This is a genomic window from Streptomyces sp. NPDC031670, from assembly GCF_055580545.1.
Window position 1 is genome coordinate 266,073 of record NZ_JBVILC010000003.1, and the last position, 21,370, is coordinate 287,442.

Below are 21,370 nucleotides of genomic sequence, written 5' to 3' on the forward strand. Positions count from 1 at the left end.
TCACCTTGGTGCGATGAGTGATCTGCCGGACGTCTTCGACCCGCGCCGGTACGCCGCCGGGCCGCCCCACGACGACTACCGGGAGCTGCGCGAGCGGCACCCGGTGGCCTGGCAGGAGGAGTACGAGGTCCTGGGCTGGCCCGCCGGACCCGGCTTCTGGGCGGTCACCCGCCACGCCGACGTCGTCCGCGTACTGAAGGACGCGGCCGGTTTCTCCTCCGCGCTCGGCGCCACCCAGATCCGCGACCCCGACCCCGACGACCTGCCGTTCATCCGGCGCATGATGCTCAACCAGGACCCCGCACCCGGCTCCGCACCGGTGCCGGGCCGCACGGACCACCACGACCACGGCAGGCTGCGCCGCCTGGTGAGCCGCGCCTTCACCCCGGGCCGCGTCGACCGGTTCGCGGCGGCGGTACGGACCCGGGCCCGCACCCTGCTCGGCGCGGCCCGCGACGGCGCCGAGGACGGGGTGTTCGACCTGGTCACCGAGGTTACCGACGACTACGCGCTGCTCAACCTCGCGGACCTGCTCGGAGTGCCCGGCAGCGACCGCGGGCTACTGCTCGAATGGACCGAGCGGGTCATCGGCTACCAGGACCCGGACGAGCCGCCGGTGCTCGGCCCCGACGGACGGCCGGTCAACCCCCGCTCACCCGCGATGCTGCGCGAGATGTTCGGCTATGCCCAGGAGCTCGCCGCGTACAAGCGACGCGAGCCGGGCGACGACGTGATGACCGCGCTCGCCCACTCGGAACTGGCCGACGCCGAGCTGGAGATGTTCTTCTTCCTGCTGACGGTCGCGGGCAACGACACCGTGCGCGCGGCGGCGCCCGGCGGTTTCCTGGCGCTGGCCGAGCACCCGGCCGCCCAGCGCGCCCTGCGCGCCGGCACGGCGGGCGTCGACGGCGCCGTGGAGGAACTGCTGCGGTGGCACCCGCCGGTGCTCACCTTCCGCCGCACCGCCGTACGGGACACCGTGCTGGCGGGGCAGCGGGTGCGGGCGGGCGAGAAGGTGGTGGTCTTCCACGCCTCGGCCAACCACGACGAGCGCGTCTTCGCCCACCCCCACCGCCTGGACCTCACCCGTACCCCCAACCCGCACGTCTCCTTCGGCGACGGTCCGCACGTCTGCCTCGGCGCCCACTTCGCCCGCCTCCAGCTGCGGGTGCTGCACGAGGAGGCGCTGCGGCTGCTGCCCGTCTGCGCGCTCGCCGGGCCGCCGCGCAGGCTGGTCTCCAACTTCGTCAACGGGATCAAGTCGCTGCCGCTGGAGCCGGCGGGGCGGTGAGGGCGGCGCGGGTGACGTCCGCGACGACCTCCACCACGTCCGGCCCGTAGGCGAGGGAGTTGACGACCTTCAGCAGCAGACAGAACGTGCCGTCGCCGTGCTTGCGGGCCAGCTTCTCGTGGTTGCGGGCGAGATAGCGGGTGGCCGCCTGGTTGGTGATGGCGCGCTGCCCGCAGAAGAGGAACACGGGCCGCTGCCCCTGGCCGGCGGTGACCCGCGCGAGTATGACGTACTCGGTCACCCCGCCCTCCACCCGGTACTGCTCACCACCGATGGTGAACGCGCCCCGCTCGGGAACGGGTTCGGTGTCCACGTTCATGGTGACGCCCGGCAGCAGCGCGGACAGATGCGCGGCCATCCGGCGGTTGGAGTAGGGCCCGCCCACACAGAACTCGGTGCGGACCCCGAAGCCCTGCTGGGTCGCGTCGTGCTGGACGATCCGGGCGTGCGCCCCGCAGTCCTTGATGAGCGAGGCGAGTTCGAGGAGTGCGAACACGTCGAACCGGTGCACCGCGCCCTCCGCGCCCGCGTCCCGGTTGACGACGAGCAGGCACTCGGAGTGGGTCGGCAACCCGAAGAAGTCCTGCTTGCGGCGGAGCCTGCGCTTCCAGAGGTAGGTCCGGGTGAGCCAGCCCAGGGCGGCGCTGATGCCCGCGGCCACCACACCGAGCACGATGTTGCGTACGTCGTCGTTCATGGGCGCGCATGCTAGCGGCCACGCGACGCGGTGTTCGAGACGGTCCTGACGAGACGGCGGGAGCGGCGTTACGCTGCGCGGACATTCGCACCCAGGAGGTACGCATGCGTCGCTCCGCCGTCCGCAGTCTCTCGATACTGGCCGTCGCCGCGGCCGTGGCGACCTCGGTCGCCGCCGCCCCACCGGCAACCGCCCGCCCACCCGTCAAGACGGCCGAGGCGGTGGGGTACGGGGGCGCCGTCGCCAGCGTCGACGTGGACGCCACCGCCGCCGGTATCGAGGTGCTCAAGCACGGCGGCAACGCGGTGGACGCGGCCGTCGCCACGGCCGCCGCCCTCGGCGTCACCGAGCCGTACTCGTCGGGCATCGGCGGCGGCGGGTACTTCGTCTACTACGACGCCCGGACCCGCACCGTGCACACCATCGACGGCCGCGAGACCGCGCCCCGCTCCGCCACCTCGTCCCTGTTCCTGGAGAACGGCAAACCCCTGCCGTTCCCGGACGCGGTGACCAGCGGGCTCAGCGTCGGCACCCCCGGCACCCCGGCCACCTGGGACGCGGCCCTCCGCGCCTGGGGCTCCAAACCGCTGAGCGGACTCCTGCGGCCCGCCGAACGGCTCGCGCGCGACGGCTTCAGCGTCGACGAGACCTTCCGCCAGCAGACCGCCGACAACCAGGCGCGGTTCGCCGACTTCCCGGACACCGCGAAGCTGTTCCTGCCCCAAGGCCGGCTCCCGGTGGTCGGCGCGAAGCTGCGGAACCCCGATCTGGCGCGCACCTACGAGGAGTTGGGGCGCAAGGGCGTCGACGCCGTCTACCGCGGCGACCTGGGCCGCGACATCGTCCGGACCGTCCGCAAGCCCCCCGTGGCGCCCGGCTCGGGCCGGAACGCGCGCCCCGGCGACCTCACCGCGAAGGACCTGCGGTCGTACGCGGTCAAGCGTCAGGCGCCGACGAAGGTGGACTACCGGGGCCTGAAGGTCTACGGCATGGCGCCCTCGTCCTCGGGCGGCACCACGGTCGGCGAGGCGCTCAACATCCTTGAGCACACCGATCTGTCGAAGGCGTCCGAGGTCCAGTACCTGCACCGCTACATCGAGGCGAGCCGGGTGGCGTTCGCGGACCGGGGCCGCTGGGTGGGCGACCCGGCCTTCGAGGACGTCCCCACCAAGGGGCTGCTCTCGCAGCGGTTCGCGGACTCGCGGGCCTGTCTGATCAGCGACACCAAGGCGCTGACCAGCCCGCTCGCGCCCGGCGACCCGCGCCACCCGGCGCCGTGCGCCACCTCCGGCCAGGCCTCGCCCACCACGTACGAGGGCGAGAACACCACCCATCTGACGGTGGCCGACAAGTGGGGCGACATCGTCTCGTACACGCTCACCATCGAGCAGACCGGCGGCAGCGGCATCACGGTCCCCGGCCGGGGCTTCCTGCTCAACAACGAGCTGACCGACTTCTCGTTCGCCCCGGCGAGCCCGGCCGTCCACGACCCGAACCTGCCCGGTCCGGGCAAGCGTCCGCGCTCCTCGATGTCCCCGACGATCGTGCTCGACGGGCACGGCAGGCCGGTCATGGCGCTCGGCTCGCCGGGCGGCGCGACCATCATCACCACGGTGCTCCAGTCGCTCGTCGGACACCTGGACCGGGGTCTGTCGCTGGTCGACGCCATCGCCGCGCCACGCGCCAGCCAGCGCAACGCGGCCAGGACGGAGCTGGAGCCCGAGCTCTACGACAGCCCGTTGCGGGCCCGGCTGGAGGCGCTGGGGCACGCCTTCTCGCTCAACCCGATGATCGGCGCGGCGACCGGCGTCGAGCGGCTCGACGACGGCCGTTGGGTGGCGGCGGCCGAGAAGGTCCGGCGCGGCGGCGGCTCCGCGATGGTGGTGCGCCCGACTGGGTGACACTTCGTCAGAACCGTCCGCCGGGCGGGTGAAGGGGGCGCGGCCCTCGTCCTTCACGGGACGGGGGTCGCGTTTCCTTTTATGTGACCGGGGTTGACGCGCTCATGTAAACGGTTCAGATTGTTCGCGTCAGGTAAGGAAACTTTCCTAACAGAAGGGTCCCCCACGTGCGTACGCGAACGTTCGCCCTCGCCGCCGCCTCCGGCGCGGCACTGCTCGCCACCGCGGCCCTGCCCGCCACCGCCTCGACCGCTCCCCGCGCGGCCGGCGCCCCCACCCGCACCCAGGAGGGCTCGGTGAGCGCGGCCGACCTGCTCGCCAAGGTCACGTCCTGCTCGCAGATCTCCAGCGGCAAGTACCGGACCGACAGCGAGACCTCCGCGACGGTCCCGGTCTGCGGCAAGAACGGCGCGGTCTTCTGGAAGGCCGACCTCGACGTCGACTGCGACGGCCAGACCACCACCGCCTGCAACACCGGCACCGACCCGTGGTTCCAGGGCGACACCGCCTTCCGCCAGTCCAACGGCAAACCGCTGAACGCCGAGAAGCTGCCGTACGTCGTCGTGCCGAGCTCCAGCTCGATCTGGAACTACGGCTCGGCGGGGATAGAGGGCGGAGGGGTGGTCGCCGTCGTCTACCGCGACAAGGTCGAGTACGCCGTGGTCGGCGACACCGGCCCCTCCAAGATCATCGGGGAGGCCTCCTACGCCACCGCCAAGGCGCTCGGGATAAACCCCGACCCGGCCACCGGCGGCGCGGAGTCCGGCGTGACGTACATCCTCTTCAAGAACTCCCAGACCAAGCCGATCGAGAGCCACAGCGCGGCGGTCTCGCTCGGTGACGAGCTGGCCAGACGGTTCATCGCCGCCAACTGACGGCACGGGCCGTCCGCCTCGCGGCGGGCGGCCCGTGCGCGTACCGCCGCGACGGCCCGCTACTTCGGCGGGCACACCTTCCACGAGAAGTGGTACGTGGTGGTGATGCTCGCGTCGGTCGAGTCCATCGTGATGAAGCTGGTGGTGTTGACCGTGTCGGAGGTGCCGGCGCCGGCCCGCAGCTCGGTGTTGATGTTCAGATAGCGCTCCTCCCCGCAGGGCTTGTAGACGAGGGCGGCGACGTCGGTGGTGTCGTTGGTCTGCCAGTCGTCGGCGAACGGCCCCTTGAACGGGTGCGAGATGTAGGCCGTCTGGGACATGCCCTGGAAGTAGTAGTTGGCCCGCTCCTGCGCGGTGGCGCCCTTCTCCAGATGGGCGAAGCCCCGGTAGTCGGCCGAGGCGACCGCGTAGGTGAAGCCCTGCGGGACGTGGACGTTCAGCGCGAGCTGGCAGTTCTTTCTGAGGTCGGTGGGCTGGGCGCCCTTGCCGACCTGGGCCAGGTAGGCGCTGTACGTGACGGTGAACGCGGTGTTGTCGGGGGAGACCGCGACGGCCGCGGTGCCCGCCGGGCAGCCCGAACCGTTGACGGTCACGAGGTCGATCACGATCTTGTCGGGAGGCGGGGTGCCCCAGCCGGGGGTGTGGCCGGACGTGCTGAGCGGGGCGGCCAGCAGGACGGCCGATGCGCCGCCGATGGCCAGTACGTTGAACATGACGCTCTCCTTCGGTCATGTCGCCAGCCCGCGGTCTCCTGTGGGGGGTTGGCGGGTCCATGACAGCAGAACGTGACGTTCCGGGACAGGTACGGGACCGGCCACGGTGGGCCTCGGCCGGGGCGTGCCGCGTGGCCCGTTCCGGGCGTCGACTTCCGGCCGCGGGCACCGGGGCGTCGCTCACGCGCCGGAGGGCGGGCCCGTCCGGGAAGGCGGTGCGCCGCGCCCCTGTCGCGGGGTGCGGCGTGCGTCACACCGGCCTCGGTGCGGACGGGCGCGGTTGAGCCGACATCAGAGCGCCTCCAGCACCATGGCGTTGGCGAGTCCCCCCGCCTCGCACATGGTCTGGAGGGCGTAGCGCGCCCCGCGCCGGCGCATCGCGTGCACCAGCGTGGTCATCAGCCGGGTGCCGCTGGCGCCCAGCGGATGGCCGAGGGCGATCGCGCCGCCGTGCACGTTGACCTTCGCGGGATCGGCGCCGGTCTCCTGCTGCCAGGCGAGCACCACACTGGCGAAGGCCTCGTTGACCTCGAAGAGGTCGATGTCGTCGAGGCCGAGGCCCGCCCGGCGCAGCACCTTCTCGGTGGCGGGGATGACACCGGTGAGCATCAGGACGGGGTCGGAGCCGGTCACCGCGAAGCTGTGCAGCCGGGCGAGCGGGCGCAGCCCGAGCCGCGCGGCGGTCTCGCTGGAGGTGATCAGTACGGCCGAGGCGCCGTCGTTGGTGGGGCTGCTGTTGCCGGCCGTCACCGACCAGTCGATCTGCGGGAAGCGCTCGGCGAAGTGCGGGTCCACGAACGACGGCTTCAGCCCGGCCAGGATCTCCGGGGTCGTCGTGGGACGTACGGACTCGTCCCGGGTCAGCCCGGCGATCGGCGCGGTCTCGGCGTCGAACAGCCCGCCGTCCCAGGCCGCGGTCGCCTTCCGGTGCGAGGCGGCGGCGAACTCGTCCATCCGCTGCCGCCCGATCGACCACTTCGCGGCGATCAGTTCGGCGCTGATGCCCTGCGGGACGAGGCCCTCGGGGAAGCGGGCGGCGATCCCCGGGCCGAACGGGTCCGTGCCCGCGGGCACGTTGGACCACATCGGCACCCGGCTCATCGACTCGACCCCGCAGGCCACGACCAGGTCGTACGCCCCCGACAGCACGCCCTGGGCGGCGAAGTGGACGGCCTGCTGGGAGGAGCCGCACTGGCGGTCCACGGTCGTGGCGGGGACGCTGTCGGGGAACCCGGCGGAGAGCCAGGCGTACCGGGTGGTGTTCATGGCCTGCTCGCCGACCTGGTCGACGGTGCCGCCGATCACGTCGTCGACCAGCGCCGGGTCGACGCCGCTGCGCTCGACGAGGGTGCGCAGGGTGTGCGCGAGCAGTTCTACGGGGTGCGTCCCGGAGAGCGCCCCGCCCGGCTTCCCCTTTCCTGTCGGGGTACGGACGGCTTCCACGATCACGGCGTCACGCATGGCGCGCTCCTCGGGTCTGCTCGGATGCTGCTCGGTTCCCACCCGCTACCCGCGAGTAGGTTTGGAAACTGGATTCACTGTAGTCCAGTGGGTTGGAAAATCCAATGCACTGCTGTTCCTGGCTTACCGTGGAGCCATGACGACATCGCAGAAGAACTCCCGGCCCTGCTCGATCGCCGACGCGCTCGCGGTCGTGGGGGAGAAGTACGCGCTGCTCGTCCTGCGCGAGGTCTTCTTCGGTGTGCACCGCTTCGACGCGATCGCCCGCAACGTGGGCGCCCCGCGCGACATCCTCACCGCGCGGCTGCGCAGGCTCGTCGACGCGGGGGTCCTGGAGAAGGTGCTCTACAACGAGCGGCCCGCGCGGTACGAGTACCGGGCCACCGAGGCGGGACAGGAGCTCCGGCCGGTCCTGCTGACGCTGATGCGGTGGGGCGACCGCCACCTCGCGGACGTGCCGCCCACGGTGTGGCAGCACACGTGCGGCGCGGATCTCGACCCGGTGATCATGTGCCGGTGCTGCGGTGAGGAGGTGCGCCGGCGGGACGTGACCCCGCGGTTCCAGGTGGAGGGGTGGACGGCGGAGGGCGCGGTGGGCGGCTGAGCCGGGCGTGGTGGTCCCCGGCGGCCCGTACGGGTCCGCTTCGGCCGCGCCGGGTGCGTGTCGGCCCGCTCCGGATAGACTCGGGGGCATGGTCCGCACCCCTCTCACCCCCGAAGAGCGCGAACGTGGCGAGCGGCTGGGCAGGTTGCTGCGGACCGCCCGGGGCGGGCGCAGCATGAGCGAGGTCGCCGCGGCGGCCGGGCTCTCGGCCGAGACCCTGCGGAAGATCGAGACCGGGCGGGCCCCGACGCCGGCCTTCTTCACCGTGGCCGCGCTGGCGGGCGTGCTCGGCCTTTCGCTCGACGAGGTCGCCGGGAGTTGCAGCCTGCTGCCCGCATGAGCGGGTCCGTGGGGGCGGGTTGTCCTGGCGCGGGTGATTTCTGACCGTTTGCCCTGTTCTGTGCGTTCCTGGGTGGGCCGGGCTCGCCGAGCCCCGGAGCGGGCGCGGGCGGACTGATCCGAGCAGGCTCCGGCGGATCGATCCGGCGCGGGCGGCCTTCGAAGGCGCGGGGCGCCCCGAGCGGTTCACCGGCGTACGCCGCCGCCCCCGCCAGTCCCCGCCGCGGTCCGTCCGGGGCGCGCAGCGGCGCTTCGCGGGGGCGCGCGGCTCCCGTCATCACCTCGCCGTTCGGCGTACGGCCATACCCCGGTATCGCGGTGAAGACCTCGGTGTAACACGGGCGCAATACCGCGGGTATCGAATGCCCAAGGACCGTGGGGGTTCAGTCGACGGTTGGGGGATGGCGCGATGACGGTCAATCAACTCCCGGCGGACATGGGGGTGTTCGCACGGTACTTGGGCCGGCTGACGGCCCTGCTCGACCGGAACGGGGGCTGGTACGCGGTCTTCCGGCAGCGCGACCCCGGCGGCCTGGCGGCCTGCTTCGAGGGCCGCGCGATCCCGCCGTGGGACGTGGTCGAATCGCTGCTCCAGGATCTGGCGCCGACACACGGCCCGGAGGCGGTGGCCCGCGAGACGGTACGGGCGCGGGCCCTGCACACCGCGGCCACGGCGGCGTACGACACCCGCCCGGGCGGGCGCGAGGCCCTGCGCGAACAGCTCACCCTCATGCTGCGCGAGCAGACACGTGCGGCGGACCACCTCCCGGGCGCCGCCCCGGACGAGCTGGCCTGGATCCAGGACGACCTGGCCCGGGCCACCGCCCGCTGTGCCGAACTGCGCTCCCGTATCGCCGCGTTGGGACCGGAGGTGCCGAGGGGCTGGTTCGGCGAGCGGGCGGTGGCCCGGGGCGGGGGCGAGGGCGCCCCCGTGGCCGGCGCGGCGCCGGACGCTCCCGAGCGGGCCCCTCGCGTACCCGCCGCCCGGCCCGCCGTCCGGCGCCCCTCGCGCGGCGCCCGGTTCGCCGGGATCGAGGCCGACGGGGCGGAACCGGAGCTGGAGCCGGGGGTGGGGGTGGGGTCGGGGATGGAGCCGCAGGCGGGGCCCGGGGCGGAGACGGAGGACAGGGGGCCCTTACTGCCCCCGGTCGCCGTCGCCGCGCCCACCGGGGCCCGGTTCGGTGGCGGTCGGCAGTCGCGCGGACAGTCCGGGCAGCCGCGCGGGCGGAGCGAGCCCCGGCCGGAGGAACGGGCGGACGGGCTCGACCGGCAGCGCGCGGTCCGCGAGGCCGTCGTCCGGCTGGTACGGCTGCGGGCTGGGGGCCGTACCGGCGAGGCGCACGCCGTGCTGTGCGAGGCGGCGGCCGGACCCGCCGACCTGCTGCCGCTGTTCGCGGGCGAGCTCCACCGCGCGGGCCTCGGCGCCGACTGGGCCACCCTGCTGTGGGAGGCGGCCTCGCTGCCGCCCGACCGGCTCGCCGCGGCGGCTGCCGCGCTCGCCGACGCCGGGCAGGACGCCGACTGCCACCGGCTGCTGCGCCAGGGCGTGAGCCGGCCCGCCGAGCAGATCGCGCACGCGGTGCTCGCGCTGGGTGACGCCGGACGCGAGCGCGAGGCGGACGCGCTGCTGGACGCCTTCGTCCGGGTCCGTACGCCCCAGGACGCGGCGCATCTGGCCGCGCACGCCCCGGCGCGCCTCGGCCCACGGCTGCTCACCGCCGCCGGCGCGGTCTCCGAGGGGCGCAGACGAGACCTCGTCCACGCCCTCCGCGTGGCCGGAATTGCAACAGAACGTTGAAATCCAGGGATTGAGGGGAGGGTGCGGATGGGCAGGGTCCCCGGCGATGGACAACGACGCCCATGCATCCCGGTCCCGCTCCCGCCCACCCCGGTCGCGCGCGCCACGTGCCGCCGCGTTCTTCGACGTCGAGGGCACGCTCCTGGCGCTGCCCGAGCTGCCCCCGGACGGCCCCGGGCCGCTCGGCCGCCTCTGGCACGCGCCGGTCCTCGCCGCCCTGCACGGCCACACCGCCCGGGGGCATCTGGTGGTCCTGGTGACGCCGTCGCCCGCCGGGGCCGTCGCGTCCGTCGCCCGCGAGCTGGGCGCCGACGCGGTGCTCTGCGCCCGGCCGAGGGCGCCGATGTCCGGCCAGGGCAAGGGGTACGCGGCCCGCGCCCTGCTGCGCGAGCACGCCCTGCTCGCCGCCGACTGCTACGCCTACGCCGACGAGGCGGCCGATCTGCCGCTGCTCGCCGAGGTGGGCCACCCGGTGGTCGTCGGCGACGACCCGGTGCTGCTGAGGCACGCCCGGCGGGGCAACTGGGCGCGGCTCCCCGCCCCCGTACCGAGGGAAATGTGATCGACTTCGTGGCGTGACGGCGATGGTCTTGCCACGGTGCGTGACGGGCTTTACCGTCTCTCCACACGCAATCTACGCGTGTCGACGCCTGGCTGACGGCTCGTCTAAGGAGCAGCTCATGGCCACTGTTGTCCGCGCCGCACTGGTCCAGGCCAGTTGGACCGGCGATACCGAATCCATGATCGCCAAACATGAGGAACACGCCCGTGAGGCCGCCCGGCGGGGTGCGAAGATCATTGGTTTCCAGGAGGTCTTCAACGCCCCGTACTTCTGCCAGGTGCAGGAGGCCGAGCACTACCGGTGGGCCGAGCCGGTGCCGGACGGGCCGACCGTCCAGCGGATGCGGGAGCTCGCCCGGGAGACCGGGATGGTGATCGTCGTCCCGGTCTTCGAGATCGAGGACTCCGGTTTCTACTACAACACCGCGGCCGTGATCGACGCCGACGGCAGTTACCTCGGCAAATACCGCAAGCACCACATCCCCCAGGTGAAGGGGTTCTGGGAGAAGTACTACTTCAAACCGGGCAACCTGGGATGGCCGGTCTTCGACACCGCCGTGGGCAAGGTCGGCGTCTACATCTGCTACGACCGCCACTTCCCCGAGGGCTGGCGGCAGTTGGGCCTCAACGGCGCCCAGCTGGTCTACAACCCCTCTGCCACCTCGCGCGGACTCTCGGCCCATCTGTGGCAGCTGGAACAGCCCGCCTCGGCGGTCGCCAACGAGTACTTCGTCGCCGCGATCAACCGGGTCGGCCGCGAGGAGTACGGCGACAACGATTTCTACGGCACCAGCTACTTCGTGGACCCGCGCGGCCAGTTCGTCGGCGGCACCGCCAGCGACAAGGAGGAGGAACTCCTCGTCAGGGACCTGGACTTCGGCCTCATCGACGAGGTGCGCCAGCAGTGGGCGTTCTACCGCGACCGGCGGCCCGACGCCTACGAAGGGCTGGTGCGGCCGTGAGCTCGCTCTTCGACCGCCACCGCGCGGTGCTGCCCGAATGGCTCGCGCTCTACTACCGGCACCCGATCGAGCTCACCCACGGTGAGGGCCGGTACGTCTGGGACGCCGAGGGCAACCGCTACCTCGACTTCTTCGGCGGCATCCTCACCACGATGACCGCGCACGCCCTGCCCGAGGTCACCAAGGCCGTCTCCGAACAGGCCGGCCGGATCATCCACTCCTCGACGCTCTACCTCAACCGCCCGATGGTCGAGCTCGCCGAGCGGATCGCCCAGCTCTCCGGCATCCCGGACGCCCGGGTCTTCTTCACCACCTCCGGCACCGAGGCGAACGACACCGCGCTGCTGCTCGCCACCGCCCACCGCGGCTCCAACCAGATCCTGGCGATGCGCAACAGCTACCACGGCCGCTCGTTCAGCGCGGTCGGCATCACCGGCAACCACTCCTGGTCACCGACGAGCCTGTCACCCCTGCAGACGCTCTACGTGCACGGGGGCGTGCGCACCCGCGGCCCCTACGCGGAGTTGAGCGACCGCCAGTTCATCAACGCCTGCGTCGCCGACCTCGAAGACCTCCTCGGCCACACTCGTGACGTCGCCGCGCTCATCGCCGAGCCCATCCAGGGCGTCGGCGGCTTCACCTCGCCCCCCGACGGGCTGTACGCAGCCTTCCGCCAGGTCCTCGACCGGCACGGCATCCTGTGGATCAGCGACGAGGTGCAGACCGGCTGGGGCCGTACGGGCGAGCACTTCTGGGGCTGGCAGGCGCACGCCGAGAACGGGCCGCCGGACATCCTCACCTTCGCCAAGGGCATCGGCAACGGCATGTCGATCGGCGGTGTGGTCGCCAGTGCCCGGATCATGAACTGCCTGGACGCCAACTCCATCTCGACCTTCGGCGGCTCCCCGGTCACCATGGCGGCCGGCCTCGCCAACCTGTCGTACCTGCTCGAACACGACCTCCGGGGCAACGCGCGCCGCGTCGGCGGGCTGCTCATCGAGCGGCTGCGGGCCGTCGCCGCCCAGCTCCCGCTCGTACGCGAGGTGCGCGGCCGGGGGCTGATGGCGGGCATCGAGCTGGTGAAGCCGGGCACCGACGAGGCCCATCCGGAGGCCGCCGCGGCCGTCCTGGAAGCGGCCCGCGAGGGCGGTCTGCTCCTCGGCAAGGGCGGCGGCCACAACACGAGCGTGCTCCGTGTCGCCCCACCGCTGTCCCTGACGGTCGCGGAGGCGGAGGAGGGGGCGGCGATCCTGGAACGGGCGCTGCGGAGCGTGTAGCGCGCGCCGGACCGGGGCCGTGGCATTCGCGGTTCCGCCGCACGGCCGTCCCTCAGCCGAACAGCCGCGCCCCCGAGCGGAGCGCGCCGTACGTGTACGAAAGGGAGCACCACCCATGAGTACCCGCACACTGATCCGCGGCGGACTGGTGATCACCGCCGCCGACGAGCTCCACGCCGACGTCCTCATCGAGGACGGCCGCGTCGCCGCCCTGGCCGCGCACGCGTCGGACGCGGCACAGAGCTGGAGCGCCGAACGGACGATCGACGCGACGGACAAGTACGTCATCCCGGGCGGCGTCGACGCCCACACCCATATGGAGCTCCCCTTCGGCGGGACCTTCGCCTCCGACACCTTCGAGACCGGGACCCGGGCCGCGGCCTGGGGCGGCACCACCACCATCGTGGACTTCGCCGTGCAGACGCCCGGCCGGGCCCTGCGCGAGGGGCTGGACGCCTGGTACGCCAAGGCCGACGGCCAGTGCGCCGTCGACTACGCCTTCCACATGATCCTCTCCGATGTGAACGAGCACTCGCTCAAGGAGATGGACCTCCTGGTGGAGGAGGGCATCACCTCGTTCAAGCTGTTCATGGCGTACCCCGGCGTCTTCTACAGCGACGACGGCCAGATCCTGCGCGCGATGCAGCGCTCGGCCTCCAACGGCGGGCTGATCATGATGCACGCCGAGAACGGCATCGCCATCGACGTCCTCGTCGAGCAGGCGCTCGCCGCCGGCCGCACCGACCCCCGCTACCACGGGGAGGTGCGCCGCGCCCTGCTGGAGGCCGAGGCCACCCACCGCGCGATCCAGCTCGCCCGGGTCGCGGGGGCGCCGCTCTACGTCGTGCACGTGTCGGCCGAGGAGGCGGTCGCGGAGCTGGCCGCCGCCCGGGACAAGGGACTTCCGGTCTTCGGCGAGACCTGTCCGCAGTACCTCTTCCTCTCCACCGACAACCTGGCCGAGCCCGGTTTCGAGGGCGCCAAGTACGTCTGCTCGACGCCGCTGCGGCCCCGGGAGCACCAGGCCGCGCTCTGGCGGGGGCTGCGCACCAACGACCTCCAGGTGGTCTCCACCGACCACTGCCCGTTCTGCTTCGTGGGGCAGAAGGAGCTCGGCAGGGGCGACTTCTCCAAGATCCCCAACGGGCTGCCGGGCGTGGAGAACCGGATGGACCTGCTGCACCAGGCCGTGCTGGACGGCCACCTCTCACGGCGGCGCTGGATCGAGATCGCCTGCGCCAGTCCCGCGCGGATGTTCGGGCTCTACCCGAAGAAGGGCACCATCGCGCCGGGCGCCGACGCCGACATCGTCATCTACGACCCGCACGCCGAGCAGACCCTCTCCGCCGAGACCCACCACATGAACGTGGACTACTCGGCGTACGAGGGGCGCCGGATCACCGGCCGCGTCGAGACGGTCCTCTCCCGCGGCGAACTCGTCCTGCACGAACGCCGGTTCACCGGACGGGCCGGACACGGCGTCTACACCCCGCGGGCCACCACCCAGTACCTCGGCTAGTCACCTGGAGCAACACCACATGGACTTCGGACTCGTCCTGCAGACCGACCCGCCCGCCTCGACCGTCGTCGGCCTGATGCGCCGCGCCGAACGCAACGGCTTCCGCTACGGCTGGACCTTCGACTCGGCGGTGCTCTGGCAGGAGCCGTTCGTCATCTACAGCCGCATCCTTGAGCACACACGGCAGATGCGCGTCGGCCCCATGGTGACCAACCCCGGCACCAGGACATGGGAGGTCACCGCCTCCACCTTCGCCACCCTCAACGAGATGTACGGCAACCGCACCGTCTGCGGCATCGGGCGCGGCGACTCCGCGATGCGCGTCGCCGGGCGCAAACCCAACACCCTGGCGCGCCTGGGCGAGGCCATCGACGTGATCCGCGACCTCGCCGAGGGCCGGGAGGCCGAGGTCGACGGACAGCCCCTGAAGCTCCCCTGGGTCAGGGACGGCCGGCTGCCCGTCTGGATGGCGGCGTACGGACCGAAGGCGCTGGCGCTGGCCGGCCAGAAGGCCGACGGCTTCATCCTCCAGCTCGCCGACCCGTTCCTGACGGAGTGGATGGTCAAGGCGGTCCGCACGGCCGCCGTGGAGGCCGGACGCGACCCCGCCGCCGTGACCATCTGTGTGGCCGCCCCGGCGTACGTCGGCGACGACCTCGCGCACGCCCGCGAGCAGTGCCGCTGGTTCGGCGGCATGGTCGGCAACCACGTGGCGGACCTGGTGAACCGCTACGGCGAGCACTCCGGGCTGGTGCCGGACGCGCTCACCGACTACATCAAGGCGCGCCAGGGCTACGACTACAGCCACCACGGCCGCACCGACAACCCGGACACGGCCTTCGTCCCCGACGAGATCGTCGACCGCTTCTGTCTCCTCGGCCCCGTGGAGGCGCACATCGAGAAACTGAGGGCGCTGCGGGCCCTGGGCGTCGACCAGTTCGCGCTGTACGCGATGCACGACGCGCGGGAGACGGTCATCGACGCGTACGGGGAGCGGGTGATCCCGGCGCTGAACTGAGGGGCCGGGGGCGCCTCGTCCGCCGGGGGCCCGGGGGCGCCACCGGTCCGTGCGGGGCCGGGGGCGGCCGGCCGGGCGGGACTTTCGCAACACGCCCTAGGGCACCCGCGCGGTCCACTCCTCGCTGGAGAACTTCGTCCGCGCCAGCTCGCGGGCGCGGGCCATCTCCGCGTCCGTCACCCGGCCCTCCGCCAGCCCGTACCGCCCCCGGAACGAGGCGATCATCCGCTCGATGACCGCCGCGCGGGGCAGGCCCGTCTGGCGGCGCAGGGGGTCCACGCGCTTCTTCGCGCTCTTGGTGCCCTTGTCCGAGAGCTTCTCGCGGCCGATGCGCAGCACGTCGAGCATCTTGTCGGCGTCGATGTCGTACGCCATCGTCACGTGGTGCAGGACCGCGCCGCCGTCCGCGACCACCCGCTTCTGCGCGGCGCCCGCGATCTTGCCGGCGTCCGTGGCGATGTCGTTCAGGGGCTGGTACCAGGCCTTCACCCCCATGTCGCCGAGCGCGCCCAGGACCCAGTCGTCCAGATAGGCGTACGAGTCGGCGAAGGAGAGGCCGGAGACCAGGGCGTCGGGGACGGAGAGCGAGTACGTGATCGTGTTGCCGGGCTCGATGAACATCGCCCCGCCGCCGGACACCCGGCGCACCACCGTGATCCCGTGGCGCTCGGCGCCCTCGGGGTCGACCTCGTTGCGCAGGGACTGGAAGCTGCCGATGACGACGGCGAGGGCGCCCCACTCCCACACCCGCAGCGTCGGCGGGCGGCGGCCCGCCGCGACCTCGGCCGTGATCACCTCGTCCAGCGCCATGTGCAGGGCGGGGGACTGGGGGCCGTCGTGGATCAGCTGCCAGTCGTAGTCCGTCCAGTCCGTCGCGTGCGCCAGCGCGCGGCGGACCGCGACGCCTACCCCCTCCGACGTCAGGCCGTACATCGTCGTGCCCGGGGGCAGCGCCGCGTCGATACGGGCCGCGAGCCCCGCCGCGTCCGTGTCGGCCGGGGCGCCCTCCAGTGCGCTGTTGATGGCCCCGATCGCCTCGTCCGGCTCCAGGAAGAAGTCACCCGCGACCCGCACGCCGCGCAGGACCCCGTCCTCCACGTCCAGGTCCACCACCACGAGCTTGCCGCCGGGGACCTTGTACTCACCGTGCACCGCTGCTCCTCCATCCGTTCCGAGCGGGATCAACGTTACGGGCGGGGTCTGACATTCCGGCACGGGCCCGTCTAGCCTGCGAGGGTGTTCACCACCCGGCCCACCCTCCAGGGCACCTTCGGCATGGTGTCCTCCACCCACTGGCTCGCCTCGCAGTGCGCGATGGCCGTCCTGGAGGACGGCGGGAACGCCTTCGACGCCGCCGTGGCGGCGGGTTTCGTCCTGCACGTCGTCGAGCCGCACCTGAACGGGCCCGCGGGTGAGGTACCGATCCTGCTCGCACCCGCCGGAAGCCCGGTACGGGTGCTCTGCGGCCAGGGGACCGCGCCCGCCGGAGCCACCGCTGCCCACTACCGCGCACTCGGCCTGGACCTGGTGCCCGGCACCGGGCCGCTGGCCGCCGCCGTGCCCGGCGCCTTCGACGCCTGGATGCTTTTGCTGCGCGACCACGGGACCAAACCGCTCGCCGACGTACTGAAGTACGCCATCGGATACGCGGAGGACGGCCATCCGCCCGTGGAGCGGGTCGGGCAGGCCGTGGAGAGCGTGCGCGCGCTCTTCGCGAGCGAGTGGCCCTCCTCGGCCGGGGTGTATCTGCCGGGCGGCCGTTCCCCGCGCCCCGGCGAGCTGCTGCGCAATCCGGCCCTGGCGCGCACCTGGCGTCGCGTCCTCGCGGAATCCGCCCCCACGCGCGCGGACGCGACCGGGGACGGCCGGGTGCGGCAGATAGAGGCCGCCCGGCGGATCTGGCGCGAGGGGTTCGTCGCCCGGGCGCTGGTCGCGCAGGCCCGCCGCTCCACCCTGGACACCAGCGGCGAACGCCACACCGCCGCGCTCACGGAGGCCGACCTCGCCGGATGGTCCGCCACGTACGAGGACCCGGTGACGTACGACTGGAACGGCTGGACCCTGTGCAAACCGGCCGCCTGGAGCCAGGGACCGGCCTTCCTCCAGCAACTGGCGCTGCTGCCGGGGGAGTTGCCGCCGTACGACTCCGCCGAATACGTCCACCTCCTCGTCGAGGGGTGCAAGCTCGCCATGGCGGACCGGGAGGCCTGGTACGGGGACGCAGCCGAGGTGCCGACGGCCGAGCTGCTCTCGGACGACTACAACGCGGCCCGGCGCGCGCTCGTCGGCGCGACCGCCTCGTACGAGCTGCGGCCCGGCAGCCCCGGCGGGCGTCCGCCCCGGATCGCCCGCGAGGCACTGCGCGCGCGTGGCGGCCGGGCCCACGCGGCGGGCGCCGGGGAGCCGACCGTGGGCCCGGACGGCGCCACCCGGGGCGACACCTGCCATCTGGACGTGGTCGACCGCTGGGGGAACATGGTCGCCGCCACCCCCAGCGGCGGCTGGCTCCAGTCCAACCCGGTCGTCCCCGAACTCGGCTTCCCGCTCGGCACCCGGCTGCAGATGGCCTGGCTGGAGGAGGGGCTGCCCAACACCCTGACGCCGGGCCGCCGCCCGCGTACGACGCTGTCGCCCACCCTGGCGCTGCGCGACGGCGTACCGGTGCTGGCGTTCGGCACTCCCGGCGGGGACCAGCAGGACCAGTGGCAGCCGCACTTCTTCCTCGCGCTCGCCCTCGGCGCGCGCGAGCGCGGCGGCCTCGGCCTCCAGAGCGCGATCGACGCGCCGAACTGGCACAACGAGTCCTTCCCGAGCTCCTTCCACCCCCGGGTGACCCGGCACGGCAGCGTCACGGTCGAGGCACGGTTCCCCGCGGAGGTGGTGGCGGGGCTGCGGCGGCGCGGGCACCGGGTCACGGTCGGCGGCGCCTGGTCGGAGGGGCGGCTGTGCGCGGTCGCCCGCGACCCGGAGACCGGCGTCCTGTCCGCAGCCGCGAATCCGCGCGGGATGCAGGGGTACGCGGTGGGGCGCTGACCCGGCGCCGGTCGGGCGCCGGCGCGGCGCCGACCTGGCCGGCGTCCGGCCGCGCCCGGGGACGTCACCTCGATGACGGCCAGGTCAGGGGCCGTGTTCGTCGGTTGTCAGTGGGGCGTGTTTTGCTGGACGCATGATCGAAGGGTTGCTCGCAGAGTTTCTGGAAAACCGCACGTCCGACGTCGAAGAGGCGGTCCGCAAGGCGGCGGCCGTCGAGATCATGCCGCGCTTCCGCCAGCTCGCCGCGCACGAGATCCTGGAGAAGAACGGCCCGCACGACCTGGTGACGGTCGCCGACCGGCGCGCCGAGGAGTTCCTGACCGAGGCCCTGCCCGCGCTGCTGCCGGGATCGGTCGTCGTCGGTGAGGAGGCCGTCGCGGCCGACCCGTCGTCGTACGACGCGCTGGGCGGCGACGCGCCGGTGTGGATCGTCGACCCCGTCGACGGGACCCGCCAGTTCGTGCGCGGCGAGGAGGGTTTCTGCACCCTGGTGGCGCTCGCGCACCGGGGCGAGGTGCTGGCGTCGTGGACGTACGGGGCGGCGCTCGACGTCATGGCGGTCGCGGTCCGCGGCCGGGGCGCCACCGTCAACGGCGAGGCGATACGGTCCGGGGCGCCCGCACCCGGCGCGGTGATCGAGATCGCCACCTCCCACCCGGACTACACGACGCAGGACCAGAAGCGCGCGCTGCTCGGCCTGCGCACCGAGGGCGTCCGCCCGCGCCCCTGCGGCTCGGCCGGGCTCGAATACCTGGCGGTCGCGCGCGGCGAGCTGGACGCGATCGCGTTCTCCTGGGAGCTCGCCTGGGACCACGCGGCCGGCCTGCTCCTGGTGGCCGAGGCGGGCGGCACCCACACCACGGTGACCGGGCAGCCGTACCGGATAACCGGGGGCAACGCGCTGCCGTTCACGGCCGCCCGGGACGCGGCGACGGCCGAGCGGGTGCGGAGGCTGCTGGCGGGGGAGTGAGCGGGCGGCAGGTCCTCATGGACACCGCCATCGCCCGGCCGCCGCTCCGGCCGGGACGGCACCCACCGCGGACCGGATCGCCGGCGGTCCGGAATATGCTGGGTGTCTTGGCCACAAGGGCGTGAGGAGTCCAAGGTGCCGTCGATGCTCGATGCCGTCGTCGTGGGGGCGGGGCCCAATGGACTGACCGCCGCCGTCGAACTGGCCAGGCGCGGCCTGTCCGTTGAGGTCTTCGAGGCCAAGGACACCATCGGGGGCGGCGCCAGGACCGAGGAGCTCACCCTCCCCGGCTTCCGCCACGACCCGTGCTCCGCCGTGCATCCGCTGGGCATCGGCTCCCCGGCCTTCCGCGCCATGCCGCTCGACCGGTACGGGCTGGAGTGGCTGCACCCCGAACTTCCCATGGCACACCCCTTCGACGACGGCACCGCGGCCGTGCTCGCCCGCTCGGTCTCGGAGACCGCCGCGTCGTTCGGGCCGCGCGACGCGGGCGCGTACCGCAGACTCGTGGCGCCGTACCTGGGAAAGTGGGACGTCCTGGTCCGCGACTTCATGTCGCTGCCGCTGACCGCCCTGCCCCGCGACCCGCTCGGCCTCGCCCGCTTCGGCCTCGACGGTCTCCCGCCGTACACCTGGACGATGCGCCGCTTCCAGGACGACCGGGCGCGCGCGCTGCTGGCCGGGCTCGTCGGCCATGTCATCGCGCCACTGAACGGGCTCGCGACCTCGGCGGTCGGCCTGGTCTTCGCCCTCGCCGCGCACGAGAACGGCTGGCCGCTGCCGCGCGGCGGCTCGCAGTCGATCTCGGACGCGCTCGCGGCGTACCTGCGCGACCTCGGCGGCTCGGTCCACACCGGCTTCGAGGTGAAGCGCCTCGACGACCTGCCGCCCGCGCGCGCGTACGTCTTCGACACCTCGCCCACCGCGCTCGCCCGGATCGCGGGGCTGGGACGGGCGTACGAGGGGTACCGGTACGGCGCCGGAGTGTTCAAGATCGATTACGCGCTGGACGGACCCGTGCCGTGGACCGCGGCGGAGCCGCGCCGGGCCGGGACCGTGCAGATCGGACCGTCCAGCCGGGAGATCGGCGCCGCGCTGAGCGAGGCGTCCGGGGGCACCGCGCCCCGGACACCGTTCCTCATCACCGCCCAGCCGAGCCTCGTCGACCCCTCGCGGGCGCCGGAGGGCAAGCACGTGTTCTGGGCGTACGGGCATGTGCCGAACGGGTGGGACGGCGACCTCACGGACGCGGTGGAGCGGCAGATCGAGCGGTTCGCGCCTGGCTTCTGCGACCGCGTACTGGCGCGGGCCACGGCGGGGCCGCCGCAGCTCGCCGCGCACAACGCGAACTATGTGGGCGGGGACATCGCGTGCGGGGCGGCGCGGGGGCTGCAATTGCTGCTGCGGCCGACGCTGTCGCTGTTCCCGTACACGACACGGCATCCGTCGGTGTTCCTGTGCTCCTCCGCGACGCCGCCGGGGCCGGGGGTCCACGGGATGTCCGGGCACAACGCGGCGAAAGCGGTGTGGCGGGCGCTGCGGAAGGCGGACGGGAAGTGACGGGCTCGGGCGCGGCGGGCCGGGGCGCGGTGTCCATCGTGCTGGTCCGGGGGGACATCACCGAGCAGAGCGTCGACGCGATCGTGAACGCGGCGAACTCGTCGTTGCTGGGCGGGGGAGGGGTGGACGGGGCGATCCACCGGCGCGGCGGCCCCGAGATCCTCGCCGACTGCCGCCGGCTGCGGGCCTCCCACTACGGCAAGGGACTGCCGACCGGCCGGGCCGTGGCCACGACGGCGGGGCGGCTGGACGCACGATGGGTGATCCACACGGTGGGCCCGGTGTGGCAGCGGGACGAGGACCGCTCCGAACTGCTGGCCTCCTGCTACCGGGAATCGCTGAGGGTGGCGGGGGAGTTGGGAGCCCGGACCGTGGCGTTCCCGGCGATCTCCACGGGGGTGTACGGGTGGCCGCTGGAGGACGGCGCGCGGGTGGCCGTGCGGGCCGTCCGGGAGACGGCGGGGGCGGCCGGGGGTGTGGAGGAGGTGCGGTTCGTGCTGTTCGACGACGAGGCGTATCGGGCGTTCGAGGGGGCGCTGGGGTAGCGGTTGGCGGGGCGGTTGTTCGTCTGCGGGTTCCCCGCGCCCCTGGGGGTCGGGGTGCCGGGGTTGCGCTGCGGTTCGTCTGCGGCTAGGTGGGGCCTGGCCGCGCAGTTCCCCGCGCCCCCTGGGGGTTGGGGTGGGCCGGGGTTGCGCTGGGGTTCGTCTGCGGGCCGGTGGGGCCTGGCCGCGCAGTTCCCCGCGCCCCTCAAGCCCCCGGCCCCGGGCACCGGTCTGGGTTGCCCCCGCCCC

At 73.2% G+C, this 21,370-nt stretch carries 19 protein-coding genes; 15 read left to right on the top strand and 4 right to left on the bottom strand.

Annotated features, from left to right (window positions below; genetic code table 11):
* The first annotated feature begins 13 nt into the window (after nucleotides 1–13).
* A complete protein-coding gene (locus tag ACZ5ID_RS08285) occupies nucleotides 14–1,291 on the top strand; it encodes a cytochrome P450 (protein ID WP_468894633.1) in 1,278 nt (425 codons plus the stop codon).
* On the opposite strand, the gene ACZ5ID_RS08290 is transcribed toward ACZ5ID_RS08285, so the two are convergent.
* Entirely contained in the window at nucleotides 1,257–1,988 is a 732-nt protein-coding gene (locus ACZ5ID_RS08290; RefSeq protein ID WP_406556869.1) for a hypothetical protein, read from the bottom strand. The genes ACZ5ID_RS08285 and ACZ5ID_RS08290 overlap by 35 nt on opposite strands.
* A 104-nt stretch (nucleotides 1,989–2,092) precedes the next feature.
* On the opposite strand from ACZ5ID_RS08290, the gene ggt reads away from it, so the two are divergent.
* The gene (ggt, locus tag ACZ5ID_RS08295) at nucleotides 2,093–3,889 is read left to right on the top strand and encodes a gamma-glutamyltransferase (protein WP_468894636.1); all 1,797 of its coding nucleotides are present in this window, start codon (nucleotides 2,093–2,095) and stop codon (nucleotides 3,887–3,889) included.
* A gap of 167 nt (nucleotides 3,890–4,056) precedes the next feature.
* Entirely contained in the window at nucleotides 4,057–4,764 is a 708-nt protein-coding gene (locus ACZ5ID_RS08300; RefSeq protein WP_468894638.1) for a glycoside hydrolase family 75 protein, read from the top strand.
* Nucleotides 4,765–4,823: 59 nt separating this feature from the next.
* Here the strand turns inward: ACZ5ID_RS08300 and ACZ5ID_RS08305 are convergent, their stop codons facing one another.
* Together ACZ5ID_RS08305 and ACZ5ID_RS08310 are read right to left on the bottom strand one after the other, a co-directional pair.
* The gene (locus ACZ5ID_RS08305) at nucleotides 4,824–5,477 is read right to left on the bottom strand and encodes a DUF4360 domain-containing protein (protein WP_468894639.1); all 654 of its coding nucleotides are present in this window, start codon (nucleotides 5,475–5,477) and stop codon (nucleotides 4,824–4,826) included.
* 291 nt (nucleotides 5,478–5,768) lie between these two features.
* Nucleotides 5,769–6,938, bottom strand: a complete 1,170-nt coding sequence (locus ACZ5ID_RS08310; protein ID WP_468894641.1) for a thiolase family protein — start codon at nucleotides 6,936–6,938, stop codon at nucleotides 5,769–5,771.
* Nucleotides 6,939–7,074: 136 nt separating this feature from the next.
* On the opposite strand from ACZ5ID_RS08310, the gene ACZ5ID_RS08315 reads away from it, so the two are divergent.
* The 8 genes from ACZ5ID_RS08315 to ACZ5ID_RS08350 all read left to right on the top strand — a co-directional run bounded on the left by ACZ5ID_RS08315 (nucleotide 7,075) and on the right by ACZ5ID_RS08350 (nucleotide 15,016).
* Nucleotides 7,075–7,542 carry a winged helix-turn-helix transcriptional regulator gene (locus ACZ5ID_RS08315; protein ID WP_468894643.1) on the top strand — a complete coding sequence of 156 codons (468 nt, stop codon included), beginning with the start codon at nucleotides 7,075–7,077 and terminating at the stop codon, nucleotides 7,540–7,542.
* Between the two features lie 88 nt (nucleotides 7,543–7,630).
* Nucleotides 7,631–7,882: a helix-turn-helix domain-containing protein gene (locus tag ACZ5ID_RS08320; protein WP_468894646.1), complete on the top strand. Its 252-nt coding sequence runs from the start codon at nucleotides 7,631–7,633 to the stop codon at nucleotides 7,880–7,882.
* 408 nt (nucleotides 7,883–8,290) lie between these two features.
* Nucleotides 8,291–9,679 carry a hypothetical protein gene (locus ACZ5ID_RS08325; RefSeq protein WP_468894648.1) on the top strand — a complete coding sequence of 463 codons (1,389 nt, stop codon included), beginning with the start codon at nucleotides 8,291–8,293 and terminating at the stop codon, nucleotides 9,677–9,679.
* Between the two features lie 46 nt (nucleotides 9,680–9,725).
* Nucleotides 9,726–10,241: an HAD family hydrolase gene (locus ACZ5ID_RS08330; RefSeq protein WP_468894650.1), complete on the top strand. Its 516-nt coding sequence runs from the start codon at nucleotides 9,726–9,728 to the stop codon at nucleotides 10,239–10,241.
* Nucleotides 10,242–10,359: 118 nt separating this feature from the next.
* Nucleotides 10,360–11,202, top strand: coding sequence for a nitrilase-related carbon-nitrogen hydrolase (locus ACZ5ID_RS08335; RefSeq protein ID WP_468894652.1), 843 nt, complete (start codon nucleotides 10,360–10,362; stop codon nucleotides 11,200–11,202).
* Nucleotides 11,199–12,479, top strand: coding sequence for an aspartate aminotransferase family protein (locus ACZ5ID_RS08340; RefSeq protein WP_468894654.1), 1,281 nt, complete (start codon nucleotides 11,199–11,201; stop codon nucleotides 12,477–12,479). The genes ACZ5ID_RS08335 and ACZ5ID_RS08340 overlap by 4 nt, the downstream gene beginning before the upstream one ends.
* Nucleotides 12,480–12,594: 115 nt before the next feature.
* A complete protein-coding gene (gene hydA, locus ACZ5ID_RS08345; RefSeq protein ID WP_468894656.1) occupies nucleotides 12,595–13,998 on the top strand; it encodes a dihydropyrimidinase in 1,404 nt (467 codons plus the stop codon).
* A gap of 19 nt (nucleotides 13,999–14,017) precedes the next feature.
* On the top strand, nucleotides 14,018–15,016 hold the full coding sequence (locus tag ACZ5ID_RS08350; protein ID WP_468894658.1) for a TIGR03842 family LLM class F420-dependent oxidoreductase: 999 nt from the start codon (nucleotides 14,018–14,020) through the stop codon (nucleotides 15,014–15,016).
* A 96-nt stretch (nucleotides 15,017–15,112) separates the two neighbouring features.
* Here the strand turns inward: ACZ5ID_RS08350 and ACZ5ID_RS08355 are convergent, their stop codons facing one another.
* Nucleotides 15,113–16,168 (bottom strand): lipoate--protein ligase family protein, encoded by a 1,056-nt coding sequence (locus ACZ5ID_RS08355; RefSeq protein WP_468894660.1) that lies wholly within the window; start codon nucleotides 16,166–16,168, stop codon nucleotides 15,113–15,115.
* Nucleotides 16,169–16,252: 84 nt separating this feature from the next.
* Between ACZ5ID_RS08355 and ACZ5ID_RS08360 the strand changes: the two genes are divergently transcribed.
* From ACZ5ID_RS08360 to ACZ5ID_RS08375, 4 genes are all read left to right on the top strand, one after another.
* Nucleotides 16,253–18,049 (top strand): gamma-glutamyltransferase family protein, encoded by a 1,797-nt coding sequence (locus ACZ5ID_RS08360; RefSeq protein WP_468894661.1) that lies wholly within the window; start codon nucleotides 16,253–16,255, stop codon nucleotides 18,047–18,049.
* A 133-nt stretch (nucleotides 18,050–18,182) separates the two neighbouring features.
* Nucleotides 18,183–19,019: an inositol monophosphatase family protein gene (locus ACZ5ID_RS08365; protein WP_468894663.1), complete on the top strand. Its 837-nt coding sequence runs from the start codon at nucleotides 18,183–18,185 to the stop codon at nucleotides 19,017–19,019.
* Nucleotides 19,020–19,154: 135 nt separating this feature from the next.
* The gene (locus ACZ5ID_RS08370; protein WP_468894665.1) at nucleotides 19,155–20,579 is read left to right on the top strand and encodes a phytoene desaturase family protein; all 1,425 of its coding nucleotides are present in this window, start codon (nucleotides 19,155–19,157) and stop codon (nucleotides 20,577–20,579) included.
* Complete coding sequence (locus tag ACZ5ID_RS08375; RefSeq protein WP_468894667.1) at nucleotides 20,576–21,124, top strand: O-acetyl-ADP-ribose deacetylase; 549 nt, start codon at nucleotides 20,576–20,578, stop codon at nucleotides 21,122–21,124. The genes ACZ5ID_RS08370 and ACZ5ID_RS08375 overlap by 4 nt, the downstream gene beginning before the upstream one ends.
* Nucleotides 21,125–21,370: the final 246 nt, after the last annotated feature.